The sequence below is a fragment of the Pseudomonas sp. IT-P44 genome (assembly GCF_949768225.1).
Lineage (GTDB): Bacteria > Pseudomonadota > Gammaproteobacteria > Pseudomonadales > Pseudomonadaceae > Aquipseudomonas > Aquipseudomonas migulae.
The window spans coordinates 1-25,739 of record NZ_CATKQM010000013.1; the positions used below are offsets into that span (position 1 = coordinate 1).

At 59.5% G+C, this 25,739-nt stretch carries 24 protein-coding genes; 12 read left to right on the forward strand and 12 right to left on the reverse strand.

All coding sequences use genetic code 11. From position 1 onward, the window contains the following. Positions 1-85: 85 nt before the first annotated feature. The 7 genes from ACM6IO_RS06980 to zur form a co-directional block, all read right to left on the reverse strand. On the reverse strand, positions 86-856 hold the full coding sequence (locus tag ACM6IO_RS06980; protein ID WP_008027681.1) for a MetQ/NlpA family ABC transporter substrate-binding protein: 771 nt from the start codon (positions 854-856) through the stop codon (positions 86-88). A gap of 74 nt (positions 857-930) precedes the next feature. Beyond that, complete coding sequence (locus ACM6IO_RS06985; protein WP_008027679.1) at positions 931-1,605, reverse strand: methionine ABC transporter permease; 675 nt, start codon at positions 1,603-1,605, stop codon at positions 931-933. Continuing rightward, positions 1,605-2,612, reverse strand: a complete 1,008-nt coding sequence (locus ACM6IO_RS06990) for a methionine ABC transporter ATP-binding protein (RefSeq protein WP_008027677.1) — start codon at positions 2,610-2,612, stop codon at positions 1,605-1,607. The genes ACM6IO_RS06985 and ACM6IO_RS06990 overlap by 1 nt, the downstream gene beginning before the upstream one ends. A 210-nt stretch (positions 2,613-2,822) precedes the next feature. Then, positions 2,823-3,539 (reverse strand): PA5502 family lipoprotein, encoded by a 717-nt coding sequence (locus ACM6IO_RS06995; protein WP_008027675.1) that lies wholly within the window; start codon positions 3,537-3,539, stop codon positions 2,823-2,825. 37 nt (positions 3,540-3,576) lie between these two features. Continuing rightward, positions 3,577-4,365 (reverse strand): zinc ABC transporter permease subunit ZnuB, encoded by a 789-nt coding sequence (gene znuB, locus ACM6IO_RS07000; protein WP_008027673.1) that lies wholly within the window; start codon positions 4,363-4,365, stop codon positions 3,577-3,579. Continuing rightward, complete coding sequence (znuC, locus tag ACM6IO_RS07005) at positions 4,358-5,143, reverse strand: zinc ABC transporter ATP-binding protein ZnuC (protein ID WP_008027671.1); 786 nt, start codon at positions 5,141-5,143, stop codon at positions 4,358-4,360. The genes znuB and znuC overlap by 8 nt, the downstream gene beginning before the upstream one ends. After that, positions 5,143-5,625: a zinc uptake transcriptional repressor Zur gene (gene zur / locus ACM6IO_RS07010; RefSeq protein WP_008027669.1), complete on the reverse strand. Its 483-nt coding sequence runs from the start codon at positions 5,623-5,625 to the stop codon at positions 5,143-5,145. Before zur ends, znuC begins: the two co-directional genes overlap by 1 nt. Before the next feature lie 66 nt (positions 5,626-5,691). Here zur and ACM6IO_RS07015 point away from each other — a divergent pair, with 66 nt between their 5' ends. Further along, positions 5,692-6,612 carry a zinc ABC transporter substrate-binding protein ZnuA gene (locus tag ACM6IO_RS07015; protein WP_008044699.1) on the forward strand — a complete coding sequence of 307 codons (921 nt, stop codon included), beginning with the start codon at positions 5,692-5,694 and terminating at the stop codon, positions 6,610-6,612. 111 nt (positions 6,613-6,723) lie between these two features. Here the strand turns inward: ACM6IO_RS07015 and ACM6IO_RS07020 are convergent, their stop codons facing one another. Together ACM6IO_RS07020 and ACM6IO_RS07025 are read right to left on the reverse strand one after the other, a co-directional pair. After that, positions 6,724-7,674, reverse strand: a complete 951-nt coding sequence (locus ACM6IO_RS07020) for a homoserine kinase (protein ID WP_192228118.1) — start codon at positions 7,672-7,674, stop codon at positions 6,724-6,726. Positions 7,675-7,732: 58 nt separating this feature from the next. After that, complete coding sequence (locus tag ACM6IO_RS07025; protein WP_008027663.1) at positions 7,733-8,020, reverse strand: DUF2782 domain-containing protein; 288 nt, start codon at positions 8,018-8,020, stop codon at positions 7,733-7,735. A 74-nt stretch (positions 8,021-8,094) separates the two neighbouring features. Between ACM6IO_RS07025 and polA the strand changes: the two genes are divergently transcribed. After that, complete coding sequence (gene polA, locus ACM6IO_RS07030) at positions 8,095-10,866, forward strand: DNA polymerase I (protein ID WP_223553902.1); 2,772 nt, start codon at positions 8,095-8,097, stop codon at positions 10,864-10,866. A gap of 368 nt (positions 10,867-11,234) precedes the next feature. Here the strand turns inward: polA and yihA are convergent, their stop codons facing one another. Continuing rightward, a complete protein-coding gene (gene yihA / locus ACM6IO_RS07035; RefSeq protein ID WP_008044703.1) occupies positions 11,235-11,879 on the reverse strand; it encodes a ribosome biogenesis GTP-binding protein YihA/YsxC in 645 nt (214 codons plus the stop codon). A gap of 191 nt (positions 11,880-12,070) precedes the next feature. Here yihA and ACM6IO_RS07040 point away from each other — a divergent pair, with 191 nt between their 5' ends. The 7 genes from ACM6IO_RS07040 (at position 12,071) to ACM6IO_RS07070 (ending at position 19,406) form a co-directional block, all read left to right on the forward strand. Then, positions 12,071-12,361, forward strand: a complete 291-nt coding sequence (locus ACM6IO_RS07040; RefSeq protein ID WP_008027657.1) for a c-type cytochrome — start codon at positions 12,071-12,073, stop codon at positions 12,359-12,361. A 46-nt stretch (positions 12,362-12,407) separates the two neighbouring features. Further along, positions 12,408-13,037, forward strand: a complete 630-nt coding sequence (locus tag ACM6IO_RS07045) for a c-type cytochrome (RefSeq protein ID WP_008044706.1) — start codon at positions 12,408-12,410, stop codon at positions 13,035-13,037. A gap of 199 nt (positions 13,038-13,236) precedes the next feature. Beyond that, a complete protein-coding gene (dsbA, locus tag ACM6IO_RS07050; protein WP_008044707.1) occupies positions 13,237-13,878 on the forward strand; it encodes a thiol:disulfide interchange protein DsbA in 642 nt (213 codons plus the stop codon). Between the two features lie 14 nt (positions 13,879-13,892). Continuing rightward, entirely contained in the window at positions 13,893-14,771 is an 879-nt protein-coding gene (locus ACM6IO_RS07055) for an endonuclease/exonuclease/phosphatase family protein (RefSeq protein ID WP_008027651.1), read from the forward strand. Then, a complete protein-coding gene (locus ACM6IO_RS07060; RefSeq protein ID WP_414911217.1) occupies positions 14,768-16,831 on the forward strand; it encodes a diguanylate cyclase in 2,064 nt (687 codons plus the stop codon). Before ACM6IO_RS07055 ends, ACM6IO_RS07060 begins: the two co-directional genes overlap by 4 nt. Positions 16,832-16,933: 102 nt before the next feature. Beyond that, a complete protein-coding gene (locus tag ACM6IO_RS07065; RefSeq protein WP_223480231.1) occupies positions 16,934-17,716 on the forward strand; it encodes an N-acetylmuramoyl-L-alanine amidase in 783 nt (260 codons plus the stop codon). A gap of 76 nt (positions 17,717-17,792) precedes the next feature. Continuing rightward, positions 17,793-19,406: an EAL domain-containing protein gene (locus ACM6IO_RS07070; RefSeq protein WP_414911218.1), complete on the forward strand. Its 1,614-nt coding sequence runs from the start codon at positions 17,793-17,795 to the stop codon at positions 19,404-19,406. 7 nt (positions 19,407-19,413) lie between these two features. Here the strand turns inward: ACM6IO_RS07070 and ACM6IO_RS07075 are convergent, their stop codons facing one another. Together ACM6IO_RS07075 and algB are read right to left on the reverse strand one after the other, a co-directional pair. After that, positions 19,414-21,204, reverse strand: a complete 1,791-nt coding sequence (locus ACM6IO_RS07075) for an ATP-binding protein (RefSeq protein ID WP_192228123.1) — start codon at positions 21,202-21,204, stop codon at positions 19,414-19,416. A 10-nt stretch (positions 21,205-21,214) separates the two neighbouring features. Further along, the gene (gene algB / locus ACM6IO_RS07080) at positions 21,215-22,561 is read right to left on the reverse strand and encodes a sigma-54-dependent response regulator transcription factor AlgB (protein ID WP_008044712.1); all 1,347 of its coding nucleotides are present in this window, start codon (positions 22,559-22,561) and stop codon (positions 21,215-21,217) included. A gap of 437 nt (positions 22,562-22,998) precedes the next feature. Between algB and ACM6IO_RS07085 the strand changes: the two genes are divergently transcribed. The 3 genes from ACM6IO_RS07085 (at position 22,999) to gltP (ending at position 25,697) form a co-directional block, all read left to right on the forward strand. Beyond that, complete coding sequence (locus ACM6IO_RS07085; RefSeq protein ID WP_008044713.1) at positions 22,999-23,286, forward strand: hypothetical protein; 288 nt, start codon at positions 22,999-23,001, stop codon at positions 23,284-23,286. Positions 23,287-23,367: 81 nt separating this feature from the next. Next, complete coding sequence (locus tag ACM6IO_RS07090) at positions 23,368-23,532, forward strand: DUF1328 domain-containing protein (protein ID WP_003177151.1); 165 nt, start codon at positions 23,368-23,370, stop codon at positions 23,530-23,532. Between the two features lie 833 nt (positions 23,533-24,365). Further along, entirely contained in the window at positions 24,366-25,697 is a 1,332-nt protein-coding gene (gene gltP / locus ACM6IO_RS07095) for a glutamate/aspartate:proton symporter GltP (RefSeq protein ID WP_008044718.1), read from the forward strand. Positions 25,698-25,739: the final 42 nt, after the last annotated feature.

Here is a 25,739-nt window from a genome sequence, read left to right on the forward strand (position 1 = left end):
AGCCTGGCTCCTACAGGGGGCGTGTGTTTCGGGCAAAAAAAATGGGGCGCATTGAATGCGCCCCATTTTTCGTTACAGCGTCAGATCAGAACGCCGGCACCACAGCGCCTTTGTACTTCTCGAGAATGAAGGCTTTCACTTCCGGGCTGTGCAGCGCGGCAACCAGTTTCTTCATGTCTTCGCTGTCCTTGTCGTCCGGGCGGGCAACGAGGATGTTCACGTACGGCGAGTCGCTGCCTTCAATGACCAGAGCATCCTTGGCCGGATCGAGCTTGGCTTCCAGCGCGTAGTTGGTGTTGATCAGCGCCAGGTCGACCTGGGTCAGCACGCGCGGGATGGTCGCGGCTTCCAGTTCGCGGAATTTCAGGTCCTTGGCGTTCTCGGTGATGTCCTTGACGGTCGACAGGATGTTATTCGAATCCTTCAACTTGATCAGGCCAGCCTTGGCCAGCAGCAGCAAAGCGCGGCCGCCGTTGGTGGCATCGTTCGGGATCACCACGGTGGCGCCGCCCGGCAGCTCGGTCAGTGCCTTGTACTTGCTGGAATAAGCACCCAGCGGTTCCAGGTGCACACCGGCTACGGAAACCAGATTAGTGCCCTTGGCCTTGTTGAACTCATCGAGGTATGGCTGGTGCTGGAAGAAGTTGGCGTCCAGACGCTTTTCCGCCACTTGCACGTTCGGCTGAATGTAATCGGTGAAGACTTTGACCTTCAGGTCCACGCCTTCTTTGGCCAGGGCCGGTTTCACGAATTCGAGGATTTCTGCGTGCGGGACCGGGGTGGCCGCAACGGTCAGGGTGTCGGCGTGGGCAGAAAAGGCTGCAACGGCAGCGAACGCGACGAGTAGTTTTTTCATTCAGCTAACTCCTTGTGAATATCCGCTTGCGGCGCCTGTTTGCGGCGCCCGCCAGCGAAGGGCCTGCTCATAAATTATTTGCGCGAGAAGTGTACGACCAACTTGTCGCCAACCGTTTGCAGCACTTGAACCAACACCAGCAGCAACACCACCGTGACGACCATCACGTCAGTCTGGAAACGCTGGTATCCGAAACGGATCGCCAAGTCACCCAGACCACCGGCGCCCACCACACCGGCCATCGCCGTGTAGGACACCAGTGTAATAGCTGTCACCGTAATCGCCGCGAAGATGCCCGGGCGGGCTTCCGGCAGCAAGGCGTTGGTGATGATCTGACGTGTCGTCGCGCCCATGGCCTGGGTCGCTTCGATGATGCCGCGATCCACTTCACGCAAGGCGGTTTCCACCAGACGCGCGAAGAACGGCGTGGCACCGACCACCAGCGGCGGAATCGCACCGGCGACACCCAGCGAAGTGCCGGTGATCAACACGGTGAACGGGATCATCACAATCAGCAAAATGATGAAGGGCAATGAACGCAGGATGTTCACCACCAGCGACAACATCGCGTATACGCCTTTGGCTTCCAGCAACTGACGCGGGCTGCAGAGAAACAACAGCACGCCCAGCGGCAGGCCCAGCAAAACGGTGAACAGCAGCGAACCGCCGAGCATCAGCAGGGTGTCGCCGGTGGCCAGCCAGATTTCGAACCAATCGATGTTGGCGAAAAACGTTGTCAGAGCTTCCATTAACGAAGCACCTCCATATGAACGTCAGCCGCGGTGAAGCGGGCAAACGCCGCCTCCATGTCGCCGCCGGTGACCGCCAGGGTCAGTTGCCCATAGGGGATGTCTTTGATGCGGTCGATACGACCGGCCAGAATGCTGTAGTCCACGCCCGTTTCCCGCGCGACGGTTCCCAGCAATGGCGCGTAGGTCGCTTCGCCCTGGAAGGTCAGACGCACGATTCGGCCCGGCACGTGAGCAAAGTCGTCGCGCTGTTCGCTTTCGTCGATCTGCTCGTCTTCTTGCACGAAGCGTTTAGTGGTCGGGTGTTTCGGGTGCAGGAACACCTCAGCGACCGAACCTTGCTCGACGATCACGCCAGCGTCCATCACGGCCACCTGGTCGCACACGCGACGGATCACGTCCATCTCGTGGGTGATCAGGACAATGGTCAGTTTCAGTTCGCGGTTGATCTCGGCCAGCAGTTGCAGGACCGACGCCGTGGTCTGCGGGTCCAGTGCACTGGTGGCTTCATCGCACAGCAGGATTTTCGGTTTGGTCGCCAGTGCGCGGGCAATGCCGACACGCTGCTTCTGGCCGCCCGACAACTGCGCCGGGTACTTTTTGGCGTGGTCGGACAAACCTACCCGCGCCAGCAACTCGGCGACACGCTGGTCGATCTCGCCACGCGACAGTTCACCGGCGAGGGTCAGCGGCAGTGCGACGTTGTCGGCCACGGTCTTGGAAGCCAGCAAGTTGAAGTGCTGGAAAATCATCCCGACCTGCTGACGGAAGCGCCGCAAGCCGCTGGCGTCGAGCGCGGTGACTTCTTCGCCGTCGACGATGATCTTGCCGCCACTGGAGTTCTCCAGGCGATTGATCAGACGCAGCAGGGTACTTTTTCCCGCACCGGAATGACCGATCAGGCCGAAAACCTGACCGTTCTCAATCGACAGACTGGTCGGGTGCAGGGCGGGAATATCCTTACCGGCGACGCGGTAGGTTTTGTGGACGTTTTGAAACTCGATCACGTAGCGAACCTTGTGGGGCGCGTTGAATAAGGATCAGCGGTTAGCCGGGCGCGCATTTTAGCCTGTCCGTATAGAGGTTATTAGCATTTATTCCGCATTCAACCTTTCATTTGGCAATAACGAACGCGTGACGGACGCCTTCGCCGGCAAGCCGGTCTCGCTCCCACAGGGACAGCAACTCTGTGGGAGCGAGCCTGCTCGCGATGCTTTTTAAGGTTTACGCGGACTCAAGACCATCTGCGCCGGAACATTGCGCAGGATCTGCTTCTCCAGATTCAGGTCAAACCCCGAATCCAGCTTCTTTACCCGCTTGGTCAATAACGTCGCCAGCCACGGGTAGTCCTGCGTGCGTGGCGCCTGAATGCTCACGTCACATTGGTAATTCACCACATCGGCCGCGATCGCATCCAGTTGCCGGCGAAGTTTGCTCATATCGGTGAGGTTCAACGCGACGGTGGTGCTTTCAGCGGTCGGATCAATCACTTTTGCCTGAGGTTTAGCCTCGGCAGCCAACAGCGCCGCTTCAGCTTTGTCGAGCTCTGCCTTGCGTGCGTTGACGATGGCGTTGTTGACCCCACCGGTCAGCGCCGGCGCCTTGGGCATCAACGCCCGCGCACGGCTCAGTGCGGTTGCCGCAGCATTCACATCGCCTTTTTGCAGCACGATCTGGCTGCGTTGCAGATAGGCCTCGGCGAGTTGCCGTTGGTATTGCACAAGGGACGGGTCGTTTGGCGACTCAGCCTGCAAGGCAGCCAATTGATCTTCGGCAGTGGCCAGTTCGCTGCTGGCGAGGCTTTGCTCGAGCTGTGCGATGGCCGTGGCCCGCGCATCAGTGGCCTCGGTGGCCGCCGGTGGCGTGCTTTGGCATGCACCCAGTAGCAGCGAAAATGCGACAAGGAGCAGATAACGGGAGGCGAACGGCTTCATTCCTGCGACTCTCTATTTGCGCAAAAAACGAGCAAGTCTACACCCCTCGACGGGGCAGGACAAAACTCAGCAGAAACAGTGCGGCGGCCGTCACAACAATCGATGGGCCCGCCGGGGTGTCCTTGAACCAGGACAACGCCAACCCGCCACACACGGCGAGCATGCCCAGTAGGCTCGCGCCCAGCGCCATCTGTTCCGGCGACTTGGCGTGACGTTGTGCCGCAGCCGCAGGGATGATCAACAGCGACGTAATCAGCAACACACCGACGATTTTCATCGCCACCGCGATCACCACGGCGATCAGCAACATCAGGGTCAGGCGCAGCGCCGGCACGGGCAGACCTTCCACCCTCGCCAGCTCTTCATGCACCGTGATCGCCAGCAATGGCCGCCACAATGTCACCAGCAAGGCCATGACAGCGGCGCTGCCACCGAGAATCCAGGCCAGATCGGTCGGGCTGATCGCCAGCAAGTCGCCGAACAGATAGGCCATCAGGTCGATCCGCACTTCGTGCATGAAGCTTAGTACGACAAGGCCCAAAGAGAGCGTGCTCGGTGCGAGAATTCCCAAAAGCGTGTCGGACGCCAGCGGCTGACGCTGTTGCAAAGTCACCAGCAACACGGCCAACAGCAAACAGCCGACGGTGACCGCCACCGTCGGACTGACATCCAGCAGGAAGCCCAACGCCACGCCGAGCAAGGCGGCGTGGGACAGGGTGTCGCCGAAATAGGCCATGCGCCGCCAGACCACGAACGAACCCAACGGGCCCGCCACCAGCGCCAGAGCCAGACCTGCAAGCAGGGCGTAGAGCAGAAAATCAGCCATGCTTGCAGCTATCTCCGTGAACGTGAGGTTGGGCCGACGGGGCCGCGCTGACGACCGAACCATGCAGATCATGGGCGTGGTCGTGATGGTGGTGATAAATCGCCAGGCTTTGTGCGTTCTTTCCGAACAGCTCGACGAAAGCGGGATCGCCGCTGACTTGCTCGGGATGGCCGGAACAGCAGACGTGACGGTTGAGGCAGACCACTTGATCGGTGGTGCTCATGACCAGATGCAAATCGTGGGAAACCATCAACACGCCGCAGCCGTGACGATCACGCAGACGGGTGATCAGGCTATAGAGTTCGGCCTGCCCCGCTACGTCGACGCCTTGCACCGGCTCATCAAGCACCAGCAGTTCCGGCTCGCGCAATAGCGCCCGAGCCAGCAGCACGCGCTGCATTTCACCGCCGGAAACACTTTGCACCGGGCTGTCGATCACCTGTTCGGCGCCGACCTCCTTGAGGGCCGCCAAGGCACGAGCACGGTCCACGCCGGGCACCAGACGCAGAAAGCGCAGCACCGACAGCGGCAGCGTCGGATCGACGTGAAGTTTTTGCGGCATGTAGCCAACGCGCAGTTTCGGCTTGCGCCACACGCTGCCGCTGTCCGGCTTCAACAGGCCGAGCACCGCCCGCACAAGGGTGGTCTTGCCGGCGCCATTGGGGCCGATCAGGGTGACGATCTGCCCCGGCTCGACGCTCAGTTCAATGTTATCCAGCACGCTTTGCCCGGCAAATGTGACGGCAACCTGCTCGAGGCGGATCAACGCGTTGCTCATCAAGCCCCCTGGCAACCCGAGCAGAGGCCGACCACTTCGACCGTCTGACCTTCGACAACGAACCCGACATCCTTGGCGCTGGTGATAATCGCGTCGCTGATAGATTTTTGTTCAAGCTCGATGGCGGCATGGCATTCGCGGCAGATCAGGAACTGGCCCTGGTGCGCGTGTTCCGGGTGATTGCAGCCGACGAAGGCGTTCAGCGAGGAGATGCGGTGCACGAGGCCGTTTTCCAGCAGGAAATCCAGCGCGCGGTACACGGTCGGCGGCGCAGCGCGGCGGCCGTCCTGCTCGCTGAGTACCGCAAGAATGTCGTAGGCACCCAGCGGCTTATGGCTTTGCCACACCAGTTCCAGCACCCGCCGACGCAAGGCAGTCAGGCGCAGGCCTTGCCGAGCGCACAGGGCATCGGCCTCAGACAGTGCGCTATGCACGCAATGAGAGTGGTCGTGGGGACGGCTGGCAATCGGTGTTTTAGGCATGAGCGGCGACGAGTTTTGTGAGAGACGTTATTATGTTACCCGTTCTCGCCTCTTTGAGTGGTCATCGTGTCCCGACTTTTTTCTATCTTTGTCGCATTTGTCGCCAGTTTTCTGTTGATCAGTTCTGCCCAGGCCGAAGTCAAAGTCCTCACCAGCATCAAGCCGCTGCAGCTGATTGCCGCTGCGGTGCAGGACGGTGTGGCGATTCCGGAAGTGCTGCTGCCACCGGGGGCTTCGCCGCATAACTATGCGTTGCGCCCGTCCGACGTACGGAAGGTGCAATCGGTGGACCTGGTTTACTGGATCGGACCGGACATGGAAGGTTTCCTGCCTCGCGTGCTGAACGGTCGTACGCTGCCGAGCGTTGCCGTGCAGGATCTGCCGGGGTTGAAATTGCGTCGTTTCGCCGAAGACAGTCACTCCCACGCTGAAGAAGCCGACGAGCATGATCACGATCACCGTCCGGGCAGCCTGGATGCGCATTTGTGGTTATCGCCGATCAACGCTCGCGTGATCGCGACGAAAATGGCCGCTGATTTGAGCGCTGCCGATCCGGCCAACGCAGCGCGCTATCAGAGCAATCTGAAGGCGTTCGATGAACGTCTCGACGCGCTGGACCTGCGCTTGAAGGCACGACTGGCGGGCATCGCGGGCAAACCGTACTTTGTGTTCCATGAAGCGTTCGACTACTTCGAAGAGGCTTACGGCCTGAAGCACGCGGGCGTATTCAGCGTCGCCGCCGAAGTCCAGCCGGGTGCCCAGCACGTGTCGGCAATGCGCACGCGGTTGCAGGAAGTGGGCAAGACTTGTGTGTTCAGCGAGCCGCCGTTGCGGCCGCGACTGGCGGAAACACTGGTGGCGGGTTTGCCGGTGAAACTGGCGGAGCTGGATGCTTTGGGTGGGTACACGCCGGCGACTGCTCAGGGGTATGAGCAGGTGCTGGAGAAGTTGGGGAATGATTTGGCGGGGTGTCTGGAGTCGTTGTAATTCCAGAATTGCGGCGCCCCATTCGCGGGCAAGTCGGATCGCCGCACCGCTCGCTCCTACAATTTTGTGTACGACGCCAACTTGTAGGAGCGAGGCTTGCCCGCGAAGCTTTTAGAGGGCGAAAGGTAGCGGTGTATTGACCTTCTGCCGCTGCGCCAACCGCAACTGAAACTCCATCGGGTCGTGAATCAACACGTCCTGCCCGGCGAAAGACTCCGCGGCAATCAACCGTGACAGCCAGAACCGCACACACGCCACGCGCAGCATGGTCGGCCACAACTCCGCCTCGGCAGCAGTGAATGGCCGCAACGCTGCATACGCCCCCAGCAACGCCCGCGCCCGCGGTCCGTCAATCAGACCGTCGTCATCCGAACACCAGTCATTCAAGGCAATCGCTACGTCGTAGAGCATCGGCCCCGAGCACGCGTTGTAGAAGTCGATCAACCCGGTCAGGTGCGTGCCTTCGAACATCGCGTTATCGCGGAACAGATCCGCGTGGATGTTGGCCCGTGGCAACGCCAGAATTTTCTCTTTTTGCTGCGTGATTTCATCCAGCGCCCGTTGCAGCAGATCACTCTGCTCGGCATTCAGGTGCGACAGCAGTTGCGTGCCCTCTTCCAGCATCCAGTCCAGGCCGCGATCGGTTTTGCGCTTGATCATGTTGGCCTGGGTCGCCAGGTGCAGATGGCCGAGCAACTCGCCCACCTGAGCGCAATGTTGCGCGTTGGCTTCCTTGATGTGCTTGCCCGCCAGACGCGGTTGCAGCAGCGCAGGCTTGCCGGCCAGCTCGCGCAGGGCGACACCATCGGTGGTGCGCAAGGCGTAAGGCACCGGCAGGTCGGCTTCATGCAGCACGTCCAGCAGCTCGATGAAGAACGGCATCTCCTGAACCGGACCGCGCTCGACCAGGGTCAGGACAAATTCGCCCTGCTCCAGGCTGATAAAGAAGTTGGTGTTTTCGCTACCGGCAGCAATCCCCTGAAAATCAAGCAGGCGGCCGAGCCCGTAAGGGGCGAGAAAGGTTTCCAGCTCAGGCCGAGCCAGCGGGGTGAACACAGACATGTTTTAACTGCCAGTACGGGCGCCGCAAATGGCGGCACCGATTAAAATTAAGGACGACTTACCACTTAAATATTTCCCACGCCGGAATCAGCATATCCGGGTAGTCCGAGCGAATGAAGTTACCTTCCGAGCCATCCGCGCGCACCAGGAAATAAGGTTTGCCACCTTTCGGCGTGACCTTGATGGCATACAGAAAACCATTTTGCCGATATTCCTGAATGGTTTTATCCCCTTCCGTGCGGATCGTGACATCCGGGTCTGGCGAAGGTGCGTCATCCGCCGCCATCACGGCCAATGGTGCAATTGCAAACAAGCCAGCCAGCAACAGGCGATTTAGTGTGCGCATGATAACCTTGTCCCTTTGTCGTCAACGGTCCCGCTATTCTAGCGCCGGACCCGCCGAAAAGGTTGATCCTGCTCATGAGCCAAGCCCCCCTCGTCCTGGTGGACGGTTCTTCTTACCTATACCGCGCCTTTCACGCCCTGCCGCCGCTGACCACTTCCAAGGGGCTGCCGACCGGAGCGGTCAAAGGCGTGCTGAACATGCTCAAGAGTCTGCGCAAGCAGTACCCGGACAGTCCGTTCGCCGTGGTGTTCGACGCCAAGGGTGGGACGTTTCGCGATGACATGTACGCCGAATACAAGGCCAATCGCCCGAGCATGCCCGACGACATGCGCGTACAGATCGAGCCGCTGCACCAAAGCGTGATCGCGCTGGGCTTCCCGCTGCTGTGCGTCGAAGGCGTCGAGGCCGATGACGTGATCGGCACCCTGGCCCGCAGCAGCGCGGCGGCCGACCGACCGGTGATCATCTCCACCGGCGACAAGGACATGGCGCAACTGGTCGACGGCCACATTACCTTGGTCAACACCATGACCGGTAGCAGCATGGACGTGGAGGGCGTGAAGGAGAAATTCGGCGTCGCTCCCGAGCAGATCATCGATTATCTGGCACTGATGGGCGATTCTTCCGACAACATTCCGGGCGTTCCGGGCATTGGTCCGAAGACGGCTTCCGGCCTGCTCGTAGGCGTAAACGGCGGCCTGACCGAGCTGTATGCACAGCTCGACATCGTCCCGACCCTGCCGATTCGCGGTGCGAAAACCCTGCCGGCCAAGCTCGAAGAGCACAAGGAGATGGCCTTCCTCTCCTATCAGTTGGCGACGATCAAGATCGACGTGCCGCTGGACATCGGCCTTGATGACCTGCAAATGGGCAAGCCGGATCACGACAAGCTCGCCGAGCTCTACACCCTGCTCGAGTTCAAAAGCTGGTTTGAAGAAAACCAGCGCGACGCCAAGCGCTCCGGTCAGGAAGTCACCGCGCCGGTGGCTGAGGAAGCCGCCGTCGAGAGCGAACTCAAATACACCACGATCCTCACCCAGGCCGATTTCGACCTGTGGCTGAAGAAGCTCAACGACGCCAAGCTGATCGCCTTCGATACCGAAACCACCGGCATCGATGCGCAGCAGGCGCAACTGGTCGGCCTGTCGTTCGCCGTACAGGCCAACGAAGCGGCCTACATTCCACTGACCCATTCCTACATGGGCGTACCGGATCAGCTGGATCGCGACACCGTGCTGCGCGCGCTGAAACCGATCCTGGAAGACCCGAAAAAACTCAAGGTCGGCCAGCACGCCAAGTTCGACATGAACATCCTGGCCAACTGCGCCATCGGTGGCGATCAGAGCTGCGGCATCACCGTGCAAGGCATCGCCTTCGACACCATGCTCGAATCCTACGTACTGGACTCGACCGCGACCCGCCACGACATGGACAGCCTGGCGCTCAAGTACCTGAATCACACCACCACCAGCTTCCAGGACATCGCCGGCAAAGGCGCCAAGCAGCTGACCTTTGACCAGATCTCCCTGGAACTGGCCGGACCGTACGCCGCCGAAGACGCCGACGTAACGCTGCGCCTGCATCAAACCCTGCAGGAAAAGCTCAACGCGATTCCGAGCCTGAGCAAAGTCCTGAGCGACATCGAAATGCCGCTGGTGCCGGTGCTCGCACGGATCGAGCGTCAGGGCGCGCTGGTCGACGCCAACCTGCTGGGCATCCAGAGCGTGGAGCTGGGCGAGAAGATGGTCGCACTGGAGCGTGAGGCATTTGCCATCGCCGGCGAGGAATTCAACCTCGGTTCGCCGAAGCAATTGGGCGTGATCCTGTACGAAAAACTCGGCTTGCCGATCCTCAGCAAAACCGCCAAGGGGCAGGCGTCCACTGCCGAAGCGGTGCTGGCGGAACTGGCCGAGCAGGATTACCCGCTGCCCAAAGTGCTGATGCAGTACCGCTCGATGAGCAAACTGAAAAGCACCTACACCGACCGCCTGCCGGAGCAAATCAACCCGCGCACCGGGCGGATTCACACGTCTTATCATCAGGCCGTCGCGGCGACCGGCCGCTTGTCGTCCAGCGATCCGAACCTGCAGAACATTCCGATCCGCACCGCCGAAGGTCGGCGGATCCGTCAGGCGTTCGTGGCGCCTAAAGGCTACAAGCTGCTGGCCGCCGACTACTCGCAAATCGAACTGCGCATCATGGCTCACCTGGCCAAGGACGAAGGTTTGCTGCACGCCTTCCGCAATGACCTGGACGTGCACAAAGCCACGGCCGCCGAAGTGTTCGGCGTCGAGTTGGCAGAGGTCACTACCGATCAGCGTCGTAGCGCCAAAGCCATCAACTTCGGTTTGATCTACGGCATGAGCGCGTTTGGCCTGGCCAAGCAAATCGGCGTGGACCGCAAACAGTCCCAGGCGTACATCGACCGTTATTTCGCCCGCTACCCAGGCGTCCTGGAATACATGGAGCGCACCCGCGCCCAGGCGGCCGAGCAAGGTTTTGTCGAGACCATCTTCGGTCGTCGTCTGTACCTGCCGGAAATCAACGCGAAAAACCCGGCCCTGCGCAAAGGCGCCGAACGCACCGCGATCAACGCACCGATGCAAGGCACTGCGGCAGACATCATCAAGAAAGCCATGGTGGCTGTGGATAACTGGCTGACGTCGTCAGGCCTCGACGCCAAAGTCATCCTGCAGGTGCACGATGAATTGGTGCTTGAGGTGCGTGAAGACCTGGTCGACCAGGTTCGTGAGGAAATTCGCGTGCACATGAGCGACGCTGCGAAGCTGGATGTACCGCTTCTGGTCGAGGTGGGCGTGGGAAACAACTGGGATGAGGCTCACTGATCTACTGTAGGAGCGAGCCTGCTCGCGATGAGCTGACAAGCAACGCGTTCATTCAGGATGAACGCGTTATCGTTAACGACCATCGCGAGCAGGCTCGCTCCTACAGGGTATTTCGCTGCGGCATAGTGTCGCGATGAAGGGGCTTATTTCTGATAGCGAGCCAGCTTATTTCAAATGGTTTTGGAAACACCGGAACTAAACCTGTGAAGCGCCACTCAGAGTTACTGAATGGCTGGTGAAGCCCTTCGATGCTCCTATGTTGTGTTAAGTGTTGGCAGATAATCTGGACCCCGCCCTAGCGGTCCGGAACTTGAACCCCGGAACTTCCCCCTCCCCATAAGAAGTCCGGGGTTTTTTTTGCCTGCGATTTATTGCTCGACGGGTTCAGCGCCCTTGTCCGCCAGCTCCATCCAGCCTGCCAGTACTGTGTAGGCCTCTTCCAGACCGAGGCGTTTTGGCGCCGAGAACAGCTGAATGGTGATCGCATCGCCCCAGCCTTTGCGGATATCCGACTGCACCTTGAGCAGGACGTTCTTCGCTGCGCCGTAGGTCAATTTGTCCGCTTTGGTCAGCAGAATGTGCATCGGCATGCCGCTGGCCACGGCCCAATCGAGCATCAACAGGTCGAAGTCGGTCATTGGATGACGGATGTCCATCATCAGAATCAGACCTTTCAAACTCTCGCGACCACCCAGATAAGCTTCCAGGTGACGCTGCCAGTGCAGCTTCAACGGGATAGGTACTTTCGCGTAACCGTACCCCGGCAGGTCGACCAGACGCCGATCATCGTCTAGCTTGAAGAAGTTCAAGAGTTGCGTGCGACCCGGGGTTTTCGAGGTCCGCGCCAGGCTGGCATGCGTCAGGGTGTTCAAAGCGCTGGATTTACCGGCGTTGGAACGCCCGGCGAAGGCCACTTCGAAGCCTTCGTCGTCGGGACATTGGTCGACTTTGGCAGCGCTGAGCATGAAGGTGGACTGTTGGCACAGGCCGAGGATGGGGTTCTTGAGTTGCATGGGATTTCCGATGTGGGCGGCGCCGGGAATGGACGCGGCAAGCGGTGTCGTTTCCGTTTCAGTGACGCCAGTATATAATGCCGCAGATTTTGTGTGCGCTTTGTCCCAGCGTAGGATGAAGTTCACGAGAGCGATTGACCTTGATTGCGCATTAGAACGCAGAACGCTCTCAACCCTGAAAAGGTCGTTTTATGACGAAATGGCTGCTAGCTGCCGGTGTCTTGATACCGCTTTACAGCGCTCAGGCTACACAGGATCCGGAAGCTGTGTACAACCGTGTTTGTGGTGCCTGTCATTCCGGCCAACTACCCATGGCGCCCAAAAAGGGCGATCAGGAAGCTTGGACGCCGAGGTTGGCGAAAGGTATGGAGACGCTGGTGCAACACGTGACCCAGGGTTTCAAGGCGATGCCGCCGCGTGGTTTGTGCATGGACTGCAGTGCCGAGGATTACCAAGTCATCATCCAGTGGATGAGCGAGTGATCCCGGTCCATAACTCTTTAACCCTTAGCCGTAGTTGGATTAGCTGATGAACAAATTGATCGTGAGTCTGCTGTTGACCGTGGGCATCTCCGGCATGGCCCATGCTGCAGGTGAGGCAGTACAACCGGGTGATGCAAAAGCCGGTCAGGCCAAAGCCGCCGTATGTGGCGCCTGCCACGGCCCGGATGGCAACAGCATGGCGCCAAACTTTCCAAAACTGGCGGGGCAAGGTGAACGCTACCTGACCAAGCAATTGCACGACATCAAGTCGGGCAAGCGCACCGTTCTGGAAATGACTGGCCTGCTGACCAACCTGAGCGATCAGGACCTGGCTGATATCTCCGCCTACTTCGCCAGTCAGAAAGGCAGCGTTGGCGCCGCCGACCCGAAAGTCGTGGCTCGCGGTGAAGCACTGTTCCGTGGTGGCGACCTGGCCAAGGGCCTTCCATCCTGCACCGGTTGCCACTCGCCAAATGGCGCGGGCAATGCCGCCGCCGGTTTCCCGCACCTGGGTGGCCAGCACGCTCAATACGTCGCCAAGCAACTGACCGATTTCCGCAAGGAAGAAGGCGGTCGCAACAACGACGGCGACACCAAAACCATGCAGACCATTGCCAAAAAGCTGAGCGACGAAGACATCGCAGCGGTGTCCAGCTACATTCAAGGCCTGCACTAAGACGGCGAAGCGGGCGCCGCGCGGGATGTACATCTCCTGCAACGTTAACGCTCTATTAATCCGTCGCAGCAAGTATAAAAAGGGTGGCTCAGGCCGCCCTTTTTTGTGCCTGCTGCCGTTACACTACAGAACTCAAGCCCGCCATGACCTGTCTGAAAACAGGTCGCGCGAGGCGACCCAAATTGTCCAGGAGTAAAGCATGCGTAATCTGATCATCAGCGCCGCACTCGTCGCTGCCAGCCTGTTCGGCATGACTGCCCAAGCCGCCGAAGCCCCCGCCGCCCCTTATGTCGAACTGAGCAATCCGGTTCCGGTTGCAGTGCCTGGCAAGATCGAAGTGGTGGAGCTGTTCTGGTACGGCTGCCCGCATTGCTACGCGTTCGAGCCAGTGATCAATCCCTGGGTCGAGAAGCTGCCGTCCGACGTGAATTTCGTGCGTATTCCTGCAATGTTCGGCGGCCCGTGGGATGCACACGGCCAGATGTTCCTGACCCTGGAAGCCATGGGCGTCGAGAGCAAGGTTCACGCTGCGGTGTTCAACGCGATTCAGAAAGAACACAAAAAGCTGACCGATAAAAACGAAATGGCCGACTTCCTGGCGACTCAAGGCGTAGATAAGGACAAGTTCCTGGCGACCTTCGATTCCTTCGCCATTAAAGGCCAAATCAACAAAGCCAAAGAACTGGCCAAGAAATATGAAATCTCCGGCGTTCCAACCATGATCGTCAACGGCAAGTATCGCTTTGACGTGGGCTCTGCCGGCGGCGCCGAGCAAGCGCTGCAACTGGCCGACAAGCTGGTTGACCAAGAGCGAGCGACTATCAAGGCTGTTGCCCACTAAGCGCGAGGCCTGCCATGCGCCGCTGGGGTACTGAACGCGTCGTTGGCCTGCATGATCCGCAGGTCAACGAGCATCACCTGGAATCGACGGGCCTGCCCGCAGACAGCCGTCTGCGCTTGCTCAGCTTCAATATCCAGGTCGGTATCAGTACCGAGCGGTATCGGCACTACCTGACCCGGGGCTGGCAACACCTGTTGCCGCACACCGGGCGTGCCGACAATCTGCAAAAGATCGGCAATCTGCTGGGCGACTTCGATCTGGTTGCACTGCAGGAAGCCGATGGCGGCAGCCTGCGATCCGGCTACGTCAATCAAGTGGAACACCTGGCGCAACTCGGCGCCTTCCCCTACTGGTATCAACAACTCAATCGCAACCTCGGTCGTCTCGGCCAGCACAGCAATGGCGTGCTCAGCCGCCTGCGCCCGTGGGCGATTGAAGATCACCCGCTGCCGGGGCCCAAGGGTCGCGGGGCGATCCTGGTGCGCTTCGGCGAAGGTCCGGAATCGCTGGTGGTGGTCATGATGCATCTGGCGCTGGGCGCACGCACCCGCAGCATGCAACTGGCTTACATCCGCGAGTTGATTGGCGGCTATAAACACCAGGTGCTGATGGGTGACATGAACACTCATGCCAGTGATCTGCTGCAAAACTCCCCGTTGCGCGACCTCGGCCTGCTGGCACCGCAACTGGAAGCGACCTTCCCCAGCTGGCGCCCGCAGCGCTGCCTGGACCACATTCTGCTGAGCCCGACCCTGACGCTGGAAAAGGTCGAAGTGCTGGCTCAACCCATTTCCGATCACCTGCCGGTCGCGGTAGAAATTCGTCTGCCGGGTTCGCTCACGGCCGATGCATTCCCCGCGTTGAGTCCTGCCCCTCGCGGAACCCCTGAATGAGCGACGAAGCACAGCGCTGGAAAGAGAAATACCTCAAAAGCATCGAACAACAGGAAAAACTCGAGCGTCGCTGGGACGCCCGGCTCGACTTGCTGCGTCGGGGGTTGGTGCGCAGTACGCTGGCGGCCGAGGGCACCGACCGCGCTGTTGACCAGTGCATGAAAGAAATGCGCGAGGTCATCCGCACCAATGACATGGATGCGGGCCTGGCGGCGCTGCTTCCGCGACTGGAAAAAGCCGTACTCGACTCCGAACAGCGTCGCGAAACCCGAGTCAATCAGACCAGTGCCGCGCTGACCTCGCTGGTAACGCAACTGCAAACGTTGCCGCTGCCCCGGGAAGTGAGCCGGCCACTCAAGAACTTTGCCAAAACACTGGACGGACGCGTCAGCCAGGCGCGCGAGATCCCGTTGCTGCTCAGCGAACTGAGCGGCCTGCAAGGCAAAGCCTTGAATCAGCTGGAGACCCCGACAGAACCCGGTCGTCCGGGTTTGCTGCAACGACTGTTCGGCAGTCGTGAAGCGGATGAAGCCACTCCGGAAGCTGCGGCTCTGCAGGCCCAGGCGTCCGCTCCAGCGCCTGTAGAAGCCATTGCTGCTTTGCCTGCCGAGTCGCCGCAAGTCACCGTCGAATCCGCGCCAATCGCCGCTGAGCCACCGGTGACAGTGTCTGACACGCCCGTGGCCGCACCCGAGCCGCCGGTGATCGAGACACCGACAGACGCCCCGCCGCCTGCCGTCGTGGCATTTGTCCCGCCAGTTGTTGAGCCTCAGCCAGTGCCCGACGTGGAAACACCGGCCCAGCCGCAGGTTCAACAACCGGAGCAACCGGCACCCGCCGCGATGACACCGGTTGTCGAGGCTCAACCGCTTGGCAATCCCGACGAACTCACCCCGGTGGTGCCTCTCGACAGCCTGCCCCTGCCCTCGGCCGTGGCCCAGGCGCTGGCCGCCATCGATCCGGAACAACCTGAACACGATATTCTCTACGCCCTTCCGGACTCGCCCGAGCCGTCCTACAGCTCAGTGGCCAAGCACATCGAAGACACGCTACTGGGCCTGCTCGACGACCTGTCGCTCCCCGAACGTCATCGCCCACAAGCCGAAGCGATGCGTGATCGCCTGCAAAACGGTTTGAATTGGTACGAACTGCTGCCGATCCTCGACGATCTGGCAACTTTGATGCTGGCGATCAACAACAGCGGACAGCACGAGTTCGAAGTTTATTTGCAGCAACTCAACGAACGCCTCGAGTCGTTCCAGAGCAACTTGCAAGCCGCCAGCGATGGCCATGCCGACAACCAATCTGCGGCACGGCAAATGGACACGCAGATCCGCGAACAAGTCGATGGCTTGCAGAGCAGCATGCAGGAAGCCGCCGACCTGGACGACCTCAAGCATGTGCTGGAGAACCACCTCGAAGGCCTGTTGGGCACCATGGACCAACACCAGAAGCAGCGCGACGAACGCGAACAGGAAGTGGCCGCCCGCCTGAAAGGCCTGGCCGAACGGGTGGCGCACATGGAGCAGGAAGCCCAGGGTTATCGCGAACATCTTGAAGAGCAGCGCCAGAAAGCCTTGATCGACCCGCTGACCGGGCTGCCGAACCGGGCGGCCTGGAGCGAGCGGCTCGACCACGAAATCCATCAGTGGCAGCAGCACGGCAACACCCTTCTGCTGGCCATGCTCGACCTCGACCATTTCAAACGCATCAACGATAACTATGGTCATCTGGCGGGCGACAAAGTGCTGAAAATCATCGCCACGGTGCTGCGCAAGCGCCTGCGCGGGACAGATTTCATCGCGCGTTTTGGCGGAGAAGAATTTGTCCTGTTAATGCCCGGCACAGTGCCGGCCGTCGGCGCAAAGCTGTTGGAAAGCTTGCGAGCGGCGGTCGAAGCCTGCCCGTTCCATTTCAAAAGCGAGCCGGTGACCATCACCATTTCCATGGGACTGACCGCGTTCAAACCCGGCGAACACAGCGATCTGGTGCTTAAAAGAGCCGATCAGGCGCTGTATCGCGCAAAACATGCCGGGCGTAACCGAGTGGAACTGGGCTGACAGCCAATTGTTCCATTTTGTTTAAAAGCTCGCGCCGACCATTCTCGCGCAAGGCAGTACGTTACACTGTTGCATTACTGTCTTGCGCGTACTGCCTCTACCATGAAATTTCTCACCCTCTTCGTGTCGCTGATCCTGTTGGCCGGCTGTGCCAGCGAACCTCGGTTCGACACCAGCCATCCTTCGGCCAATCACGACAGCCGCGTTCAATTCGTGGTGGTGCATTACACCTCGGCATCGCTGGAACGCTCGTTGCAACTGCTGACCCACGGCGAAGTCAGCAGCCATTACCTGATCGGCGACGACACAAACGCCACTATCTATAAGTTGATGGACGAAAACCAACGGGCATGGCACGCCGGAGAGAGTGAGTGGCAGGGTCGGACCTGGTTGAATTCCAGCTCCATCGGCATTGAAATCGTCAACCCAGGATTCAAGGAACTCCCGACCGGAGGGCGTTACTGGTATCCCTACAGCGAAGCTCAGGTCCAGTCCTTGATCGTCTTGCTAAAAGACATCAGCAAACGTCACGCCATCAACCCTCACAGCATTATCGGCCATAGCGACATCGCGCCGTTTCGCAAGCTGGACCCGGGGCCGCTTTTTCCCTGGAAGCGCCTGGCCGCCGAAGGCCTTGGTGTTTGGCCAGACGAGCAGGCCGTGGCGCGGCAACAAGTGCAGTTCGACTCGAAACTGCCGAGCGTCAGCTGGTTTCAGGCGCAGTTGGCCCGCCTCGGTTACGCCACGCCGCAAACCGGCGAGCTGGACGTTGCGACGCGTCACGTGATCGGCGCCTTTCAAATGCATTTCCGGCCGTCGCGCTTCGACGGCATGCCGGATGCGCAGACAGCTGCGCTTCTCCAGGTGTTGAATCAGACAAAATAATGACGCCCGCCCGACGGTGCGGGCTTTTTCCCAATCAGCAGCTATAACTCATTGGTAATTCTTCGGATATTCCCATATGCCTGCTGCTCGAGAGACGCTTCGTAGCTGGTTCTATCGCCCATGGTTTTTGGCGATGCTGGCGGCCGCCCTGAGCAGCGTGTTGCTATTGGCGCTCAGCCTGTTCGTGGCCATTCATCAGATTGAGCAAAACGAAAGTCTGGAAATGAACGCGCAAGGCGAACGATTTCTTTCGCGCCTGGAGCAGTTGTTCGGGCAACTGCGCGAAGGCCTTGTTGATCTGGAGGCCCAACCGCTGCGAACCTGCGACAAAGACATGATCGCCACTTTGCAGCAGGTCACCTTCAATTACCGCTTCGTTTACGAGGCCGCGTATATGGATGCCTCGAAGATCTGCTCCAACCGACCGAGCCAGGAAGGACTGTCGCTGACACGAGCACCGGACATTCAAGACCCCACTTACAGTTATTGGCTGAACACCACCACCGAACCTGATGAAAACCGCGCCGCGCTCATGCTCGGACGGGGCAACTTCCGAGTCGCGACCTCTCGCGGACATTTGACCGACATGGTCGACCTGTCGCCGGGCAGCAGTCTTTTGGTGATACTCGACAATGGCACCCGCGCGATTCCGGTGTTGGGCTCCCCGCAAGCCTGGCCACCGACCGTGCCTTGGCCACCGAAGAGCAGCGAAGCCTTGCAAGTCACCCCGACTCGCTTGATTTACCTCATGCCGACCAAAAGCCCCGAATACCAATTGGTGCTGATCACCCCGCGCACCGCCGTGAATGTGCCCACCGCCTGGTGGTGGCTGGTGCCGGCCAGCCTGGCATTGGGAATACTGGTGGGCTTCATGGTGTTTCTGCTGGTGCGTCAGCGGCAGTCGCTGGACGCCGAATTGACCGGTGCGATACGACGTGGCGAGTTGCAGGTGTTGTATCAACCGATCTTCGACCTCGACAGCCGCAACTGCGTCGGAGCCGAAGCCTTGCTGCGCTGGCGCCGGCCGGATGGCACCCTGACCAGCCCCGACCTGTTTATTCCGATGGCGGAGAACACCGGGCAGATCCGTCAGATGACCGACTTCGTCCTGCAACGCCTGCTGGAGCAATTGGGGCAGTTGTTGCGGGCCAATCCGCAGCTGTACATCTCGGTCAACCTCGCAGCGTGCGATGTCATGGTGCCGCGAATCGGTCAGGTGATGGCGCGCCTGCTGACCTTGCACCGGGTCGCGGCCAAGCAGATTGCCTTTGAGGTGACCGAGCGGGGATTGATTGACGTGGTGGTGGCCCGGGAAAACCTGCAGGCCTTGCGCGATGTCGGGCATCAGGTGTTGATCGATGACTTTGGCACCGGCTATTGCAGCCTCGCCTATCTGCAAACCCTGCCGGTGGACTGCCTGAAAATCGACAAGGCGTTCATCGATGCGCTGGGGCATGACGCCGCCAGCAGTGGCGTGGCGCCGCATATCATTCACATGGCCCAGTCGCTGCACCTGAAGGTGATTGCCGAAGGCATCGAACATGAAGCCCAGGCCGCATTCTTGAGCAGTGAAGGGGTGAAGTTCGGTCAGGGCTGGTTGTTCGCCCATGCATTGAGCGCCGTACAGTTCATCGAGCTGATTACCCGGGGTCGGCGACTGGCCGGCCGACGCCTGGACGACGAAGCGTAAACGCGCGTTAAACCGCCAACGCCATGTAGAACTGCGTGCCCTGCCCCGGTCGCGAATAAACCCCCATCCGCCCACCGTGCAACTGCACGATTTCCTTGCACAACGCCAAGCCAAGCCCCGCGCCACCCTTCTTGCGCCCGACCTGCACAAAAGGCTCGAAGATTCGCCCCTGCTGGCCGTAGGCGATGCCCTCGCCATTGTCCTCGACGCTGATGATCACCCGCTCCCCATGACGCCGCGCCTGCAAGCGTATCTGGCCGTCAGGGCCGGTATGGCGCAAGGCGTTGTCGATCAGGTTGTCGAGCACACGGTCCAGTTGCGGTTGATCGGCCTGCAACCACGGTAACGGACCTTGCACCTCCACCAGCAGGTTGATGCCCTTCTCTTGCGCTGTATCAGCGAACCGCGACCGGGCCCGCTCAAGCAGCTCCTCGATGGAACACGGCGCCAGCGAGAGTTTCTGCAGACCGTTCTGGTAGCGGGAGAAGTTCAGCAAGTCGTTGATCAGTTGCATCAAACGCTGCATCTCTTCATTGACGGTGTCCAGCAGGTCCGCTTCTCGCGAGTCCTGCGCAAAGTGCGTGCGCTCCCGAAACAGGCCGAATGCCATGTGCATCCCGGTGACCGGCGTTCGCAGCTCATGAGACGCACGCAACACAAACTCGCTGCGCACTCGCTCGAAAGCACGCTGCTCGGTGACGTCATGCAACACCATTACCGCGCCCAGAATCTGGGCCTGGGTATGACTGACCGGCGTCAGGCTGTACGTGAGCAACCGCGACTCGCCATCGACCTCGATACTCAGGTCCTCCGGCGCCCGCTCCAACGTGCCGCCACGCAGCACCAGTTGCAGCTGTTGATCCAGCTCGGGGCGTTCGAGCGCGGCACCCAGCCCCTGACCAAGACGATCGGTGTCCCAACCCAATTGACGCTGCGCCACCGGGTTGAGGTGTTCCAGATGGCCGTCGCGGTCGATCATCAGCAGCCCGTCATCAATGCTGTCGAGCACCGCCTGCAAACGCTGCTGGCCGGCGAGCAATTCGTCGATATTAGTGGCCTGATGCTGACGCAGAGCCTCGGCCATGATCCCGAAACGCTTGGTCAGCAGATTCATTTCCACTGCCGAGGAAATCGGCAGGGTTACCTCGAAATTGCCTTGGCCGATGTTATCGGCGGCCTGGGCCAACGCCTCGATCGGTTCGCCGAAACGACGTGCGATCGCATGAGCGGTGACGAAACCGATGATCAGCACCGCCAACCCGACCAGACCGAGCAGGCCGGCAATCAGCAGCGCTCGTTCCCGCGCCTGACGTTGCGTTTCATTGATGGTATCCAGCGCTCGCTTTTGCTCGGTAATCAGCCCGTTGCGCAACACGTTGAGTTTTTCGGCGAGGTCTTCGTTGCCACTCAGTACATGGGACGGATCGTGTGCCTGGTCCAGCGCCTGAAGAAACCGCAGGTAATCGTCCTTGGCCTGCCTGAAACCGTGTTGGCCGCTCTCTTGATTCTGCTCATGGGCGATGCCTTCATCCACCAACTGAAGATAATGCAGTCTGGACGTTTCAAACGCCGCTGGATCCGATTTTTCGCCCAGCATGAGGATCAGTTGATCGCCCAGGGTCTGGCGCATCTTCAGGCCCAGGTCCAGGGTGACGAAATTGTTGCGAATCAGCGCTTCCTGGGTTCCCGCCATCTGCATCACGCTGACCAGACCGAGCAAAAGCCCCAGCAGCGCCACGGTGATCAAGGCGGAAATACTCAGAAAAAGCCGAGTACGCAACTTCATCGCCAGTTTCATCGCGCAGGGCTCACAAGTTGTACTGCTTGCGTTTGCGGTAGAGCGTCGAAGCGTCGATGCCGAGCGTCTTGGCGGCCTGATCCAGGGTGTCGGCGGTGGCGAGGACCGCGCCGATGTGGGCCTTCTCCAGTTCATCCAGGCTCAGCGCAGCGCCGATGCGTGGCGCATTGTTGACCGGGGTTTCGGCCATGCCCAAGTGGCTGATTTCAACCCGCTCCTGTGGACAAATAATGCTCGCCCGCTCGACCACGTTGCGCAGCTCGCGGATGTTCCCGGGCCAGCGATAGCTGAGCAGCGCTTCACGGGCTTCTTCACTGAAAACCCGCGCCGGACGCGCGTATTCCTTGACGAACCGGGCCAGAAAACGCTCAGCCAGGTTCAGAATATCTTCCCGCCGTTCGCGCAGCGGCGGCAGGTGCAAGGTGATGACGTTCAGGCGATAGAGCAAATCTTCACGGAAACGGCCGTCGCGGACCATGTCTTCAAGATTGAGGTTGGTGGCCGCGAGGATGCGCACATCGGCGCGGCGGGTGACCGGATCGCCGACGCGTTCATATTCCTTGTCCTGGATGAAACGCAGTAATTTAGGCTGCAACGTCAGGGGAAAATCGCCGATCTCGTCGAGAAACAGCGTTCCGCCGTCAGCCTGGTTCACTCGCCCGAGCGTGCTTTCACTGGCGCCGGTGAACGCGCCACGGCTGTGACCAAACAACTCGCTTTCCATCAGTTCGGCGGTCAGCGATGGGCAGTTGATGGTGACGCAGGATTTTTTCGCACGCTTGCTCCAGCCGTGAATGGCTTGGGACAGTTCACCCTTACCGGTACCGGACTCGCCTAGGATCAGGATGTTGGCATCCGTGCTGGCCACCTGGCGGGCGGTTTCAAGCACCACTTTCATCGCCGGGCTGTGGGAATCCAGACCGTCCTTGGGTTTGCGCACTTCACCTTCCAGCGCCTCCAGACGGGCCGACAGTTGCCGCACTTCCAGTTGCTTGGCGGTGGCAAGGCGCAATTGATCGGGGCTGCACGGCTTGACCAGATAATCAGCGGCGCCGGCCTGAATGGCATCCACCGCGGTGTCCACAGCCGAATGTGCGGTGACAATCACCACGCGCATCCACGGCGCCTGAATGCGCATCTGCGCCAACACGTCGAGGCCATTGTCCTCGCCGAGGCGCAAATCGAGGAAGCACAGGTCGAACACCTGGCGTTGCAGCAGCGCATCGGCCTGCGCCGCGCTGGTGGCGGTGGCGACGCTGTAGCCTTCATCTTCGAGGCAGTATCGGAACGTTCGCAGGATGGCGGATTCGTCGTCCACCAGCAGAATGCGGCCTTGATGCTCAGTGGCTGACTCCATTTTCCTACGCTCCTTAAAGAATGATCTTGGTTTAGTCCCGGAATAATCGGGCAAGTTGCATGGTTGATTCTGGTCGATTCCGGCTACAGCAGGGTAGCTCGCCCCTCACCCTACGGTTAATCACCTGATTTTGTTGTTTTTTTATCAGATAGCCGGTTTTCAGTTGATTCCCCATCTTTCCTTGTGACATCCGCGCCCTCCCCGCAATTCAAAAAAAATGAAAGTTCCTACAAATCCATCGTGCATTACGCACGACTGCGGAAGAGCCATCGTGCAGGATGCGTCCGGCATGATTTTCATGAAAATCATAACCAGCTGATTTTATTGATATTTATCGTCGTTAAAAGCTGGCATGCAGGCTGCAACAACCTGATTAACCAGGGCATTCAGAAACGAGGCCCATAACAAGATCACTACAGAGAGGGAGGAGCTTCAGGATGAATCGCCAACGTGCCGCCCAATTGCGTATCTCGCCACTGCATATCCAGCAAGGCCTGTTTGCTGTTCTGGCGCTTTTGATCACCTTGATCGGCGGCCAGCAGTTTCAGCGTTGGGAGCAGAGCCAGCAGCAAGAAGCGCCACGCGTGTCGATTCAGCATCCGACCCAAACCCACTTCAGCGCCGTCAGCAGCAGCTTCGCTGACAGCGCCCCGACGCGAATGATGGATGTCGACCAGGCTCAGCCTGCGGACGAGCTGACACGTCAGGAGCGTTGGGTGTTCTAGACACACAAACTTGGCGCGCTCGCGGCGCCGGGAAACGCACCACAAGTAGCCTCTCTAAATAGAAGCGTAAGGAGAATCACCATGTTGAGCTGGGCAATCACATTCTTGATCATTGCCATCATCGCTGCAGTACTGGGCTTCGGTGGTATCGCGGGCACCGCCACGGGTATCGCCAAGATTCTCTTTGTCGTGTTCCTGGTGATGTTCATTGCTTCGTTCTTCTTTGGCCGTCGCGGTCGAGGTTGAAGATGAGCGTTTCACCCAAAACGTTGGCAGCCGCCCTGCTCCGGGGCGGCAGTGCCATCGCGATGGCAGCCAGGCGCGGTGAAGAAAACAACTGAAGAAAGATCCGGGCTGGTACCGAATTTGTCACACGAAAGAAGCAGCATTGCTTCTCTCCAATGCGCTACCTGAGGAAGGTAGACGCATGACCAAGGGGTCGGGACGTTCTGCCTGTTTCAGGGGCGGAGTGACCTACGGGTACAGGGAGTACCTGCGAAAGGGCCGGGTCAGGAAAAAGCTGCGACGCAAGCTCGTCTTCCCTCCATGGCTCGACGGGCTTGCGAAGAGCTTGCGCGCAACGCTTTGAAATAGAGCGATCCATCCGGTTTCGCTGTTCCAACCTCTCATTCGCACGACTAATCACCGGAAAATACTTTTCCCGGTGTTTCTTTCGTGACCGTACATCGAGAAAAAACTGCCTTATTTTGCAGCGATTTCTCACCTCTGATTGTCGGATTTTTCTGAAATCCCCCTCCCGCACCACTGATCAAAAAACACCCAGCCTGCCCGGAGATGGCCGGTTCACGGCACATATGCCTGCCGAAATGTCATATTCGAACCGTTTGCGACGTCGCTTTCAGTGAAAAAACCTCATGCCGATTCGGCATAGGGTAGGCGTTTACGGCATTAGACGTCGCATCCTTGCATCGGAATAGTTGCGCCTTTTTTCGCCTGCCAGAGAGCCATAAATACTCGCTCCGGGGCACCTTATACGGGGGCAGATGCACAAGACTTTTTCGCCAAAAGCGTTCCAGTTCCCGCATCTGCCTGAGTCAAACGCAAGTAAGGGTAAAGATATGAAGAAGGCAAAGCTTAGCCTCGCCTGGCAGATCCTAATCGGTCTGGTATTGGGGATTGCAATCGGTGCGCTGCTCAACCATTTCAGTGCCGAGAAGGCTTGGTGGATCAGCAACGTTCTGCAACCAGCAGGCGATATCTTTATCCGTCTGATCAAGATGATCGTGATCCCGATCGTGATCTCGTCGTTGATCGTCGGTATTGCGGGCGTCGGTGACGCGAAGAAACTCGGCAGCATCGGCCTCAAGACGATCATCTACTTTGAAGTCGTCACCACCATCGCCATCGTCGTTGGCCTGCTGCTCGCCAACCTGTTCCACCCGGGTGCCGGCATCGACATGAGCACCCTGGGTACCGTGGATATTTCCAAGTACCAGGCGACCGCCGCCGAGGTACAGCATGAACACGCGTTCATCGAAACCATCCTCAACCTGATCCCATCCAACATCTTCGCGGCCATGGCCCGCGGCGAAATGCTGCCGATCATCTTCTTCTCGGTGCTGTTCGGTCTCGGTTTGTCGAGCCTGAAGCCCGAGTTGCGCGACCCGCTGGTAACGATGTTCCAAGGCGTGTCGGAAAGCATGTTCAAGGTCACCCACATGATCATGAACTACGCCCCGATCGGCGTGTTCGCACTGATCGCGGTGACCGTGGCCAACTTCGGCTTCGCGTCCCTGCTGCCGCTGGCCAAACTGGTGATCCTGGTTTACGTCGCCATCGCCTTCTTCGCCTTCGTGGTGCTGGGCCTGATCGCTCGCCTGTTCGGTTTCTCGGTGATCAAGCTGATGCGCATCTTCAAGGATGAGCTGGTACTGGCCTACTCCACCGCCTCCTCCGAAACCGTGCTGCCGCGCGTGATCGAGAAGATGGAAGCCTACGGCGCACCGAAAGCCATTTGCAGTTTCGTGGTACCGACTGGTTACTCGTTCAACCTCGACGGTTCGACCTTGTATCAAAGCATCGCGGCAATCTTCATTGCCCAGCTCTACGGCATCGACCTGTCGATCAGCCAGCAATTGCTGCTGGTACTGACCCTGATGGTCACCTCCAAAGGCATCGCCGGCGTTCCGGGCGTGTCCTTCGTGGTGCTGCTGGCAACCTTGGGCAGCGTGGGTATCCCGCTGGAAGGCCTGGCGTTCATCGCCGGTGTCGACCGCATCATGGACATGGCGCGTACCGCGCTGAACGTGATCGGCAATGCCCTGGCCGTGTTGGTCATCGCCCGTTGGGAAGGCATGTACGACGACGCCAAGGGCCAGCGCTACTGGAACTCCCTGCCGCACTGGCGCAGCAAGGAAAAGCTGCCGGTCGGCGAAGTGTCCAACAACTAAACCTGTAGGAGCCGGCTTGCTGGCGATCTGGACACCGCGGTT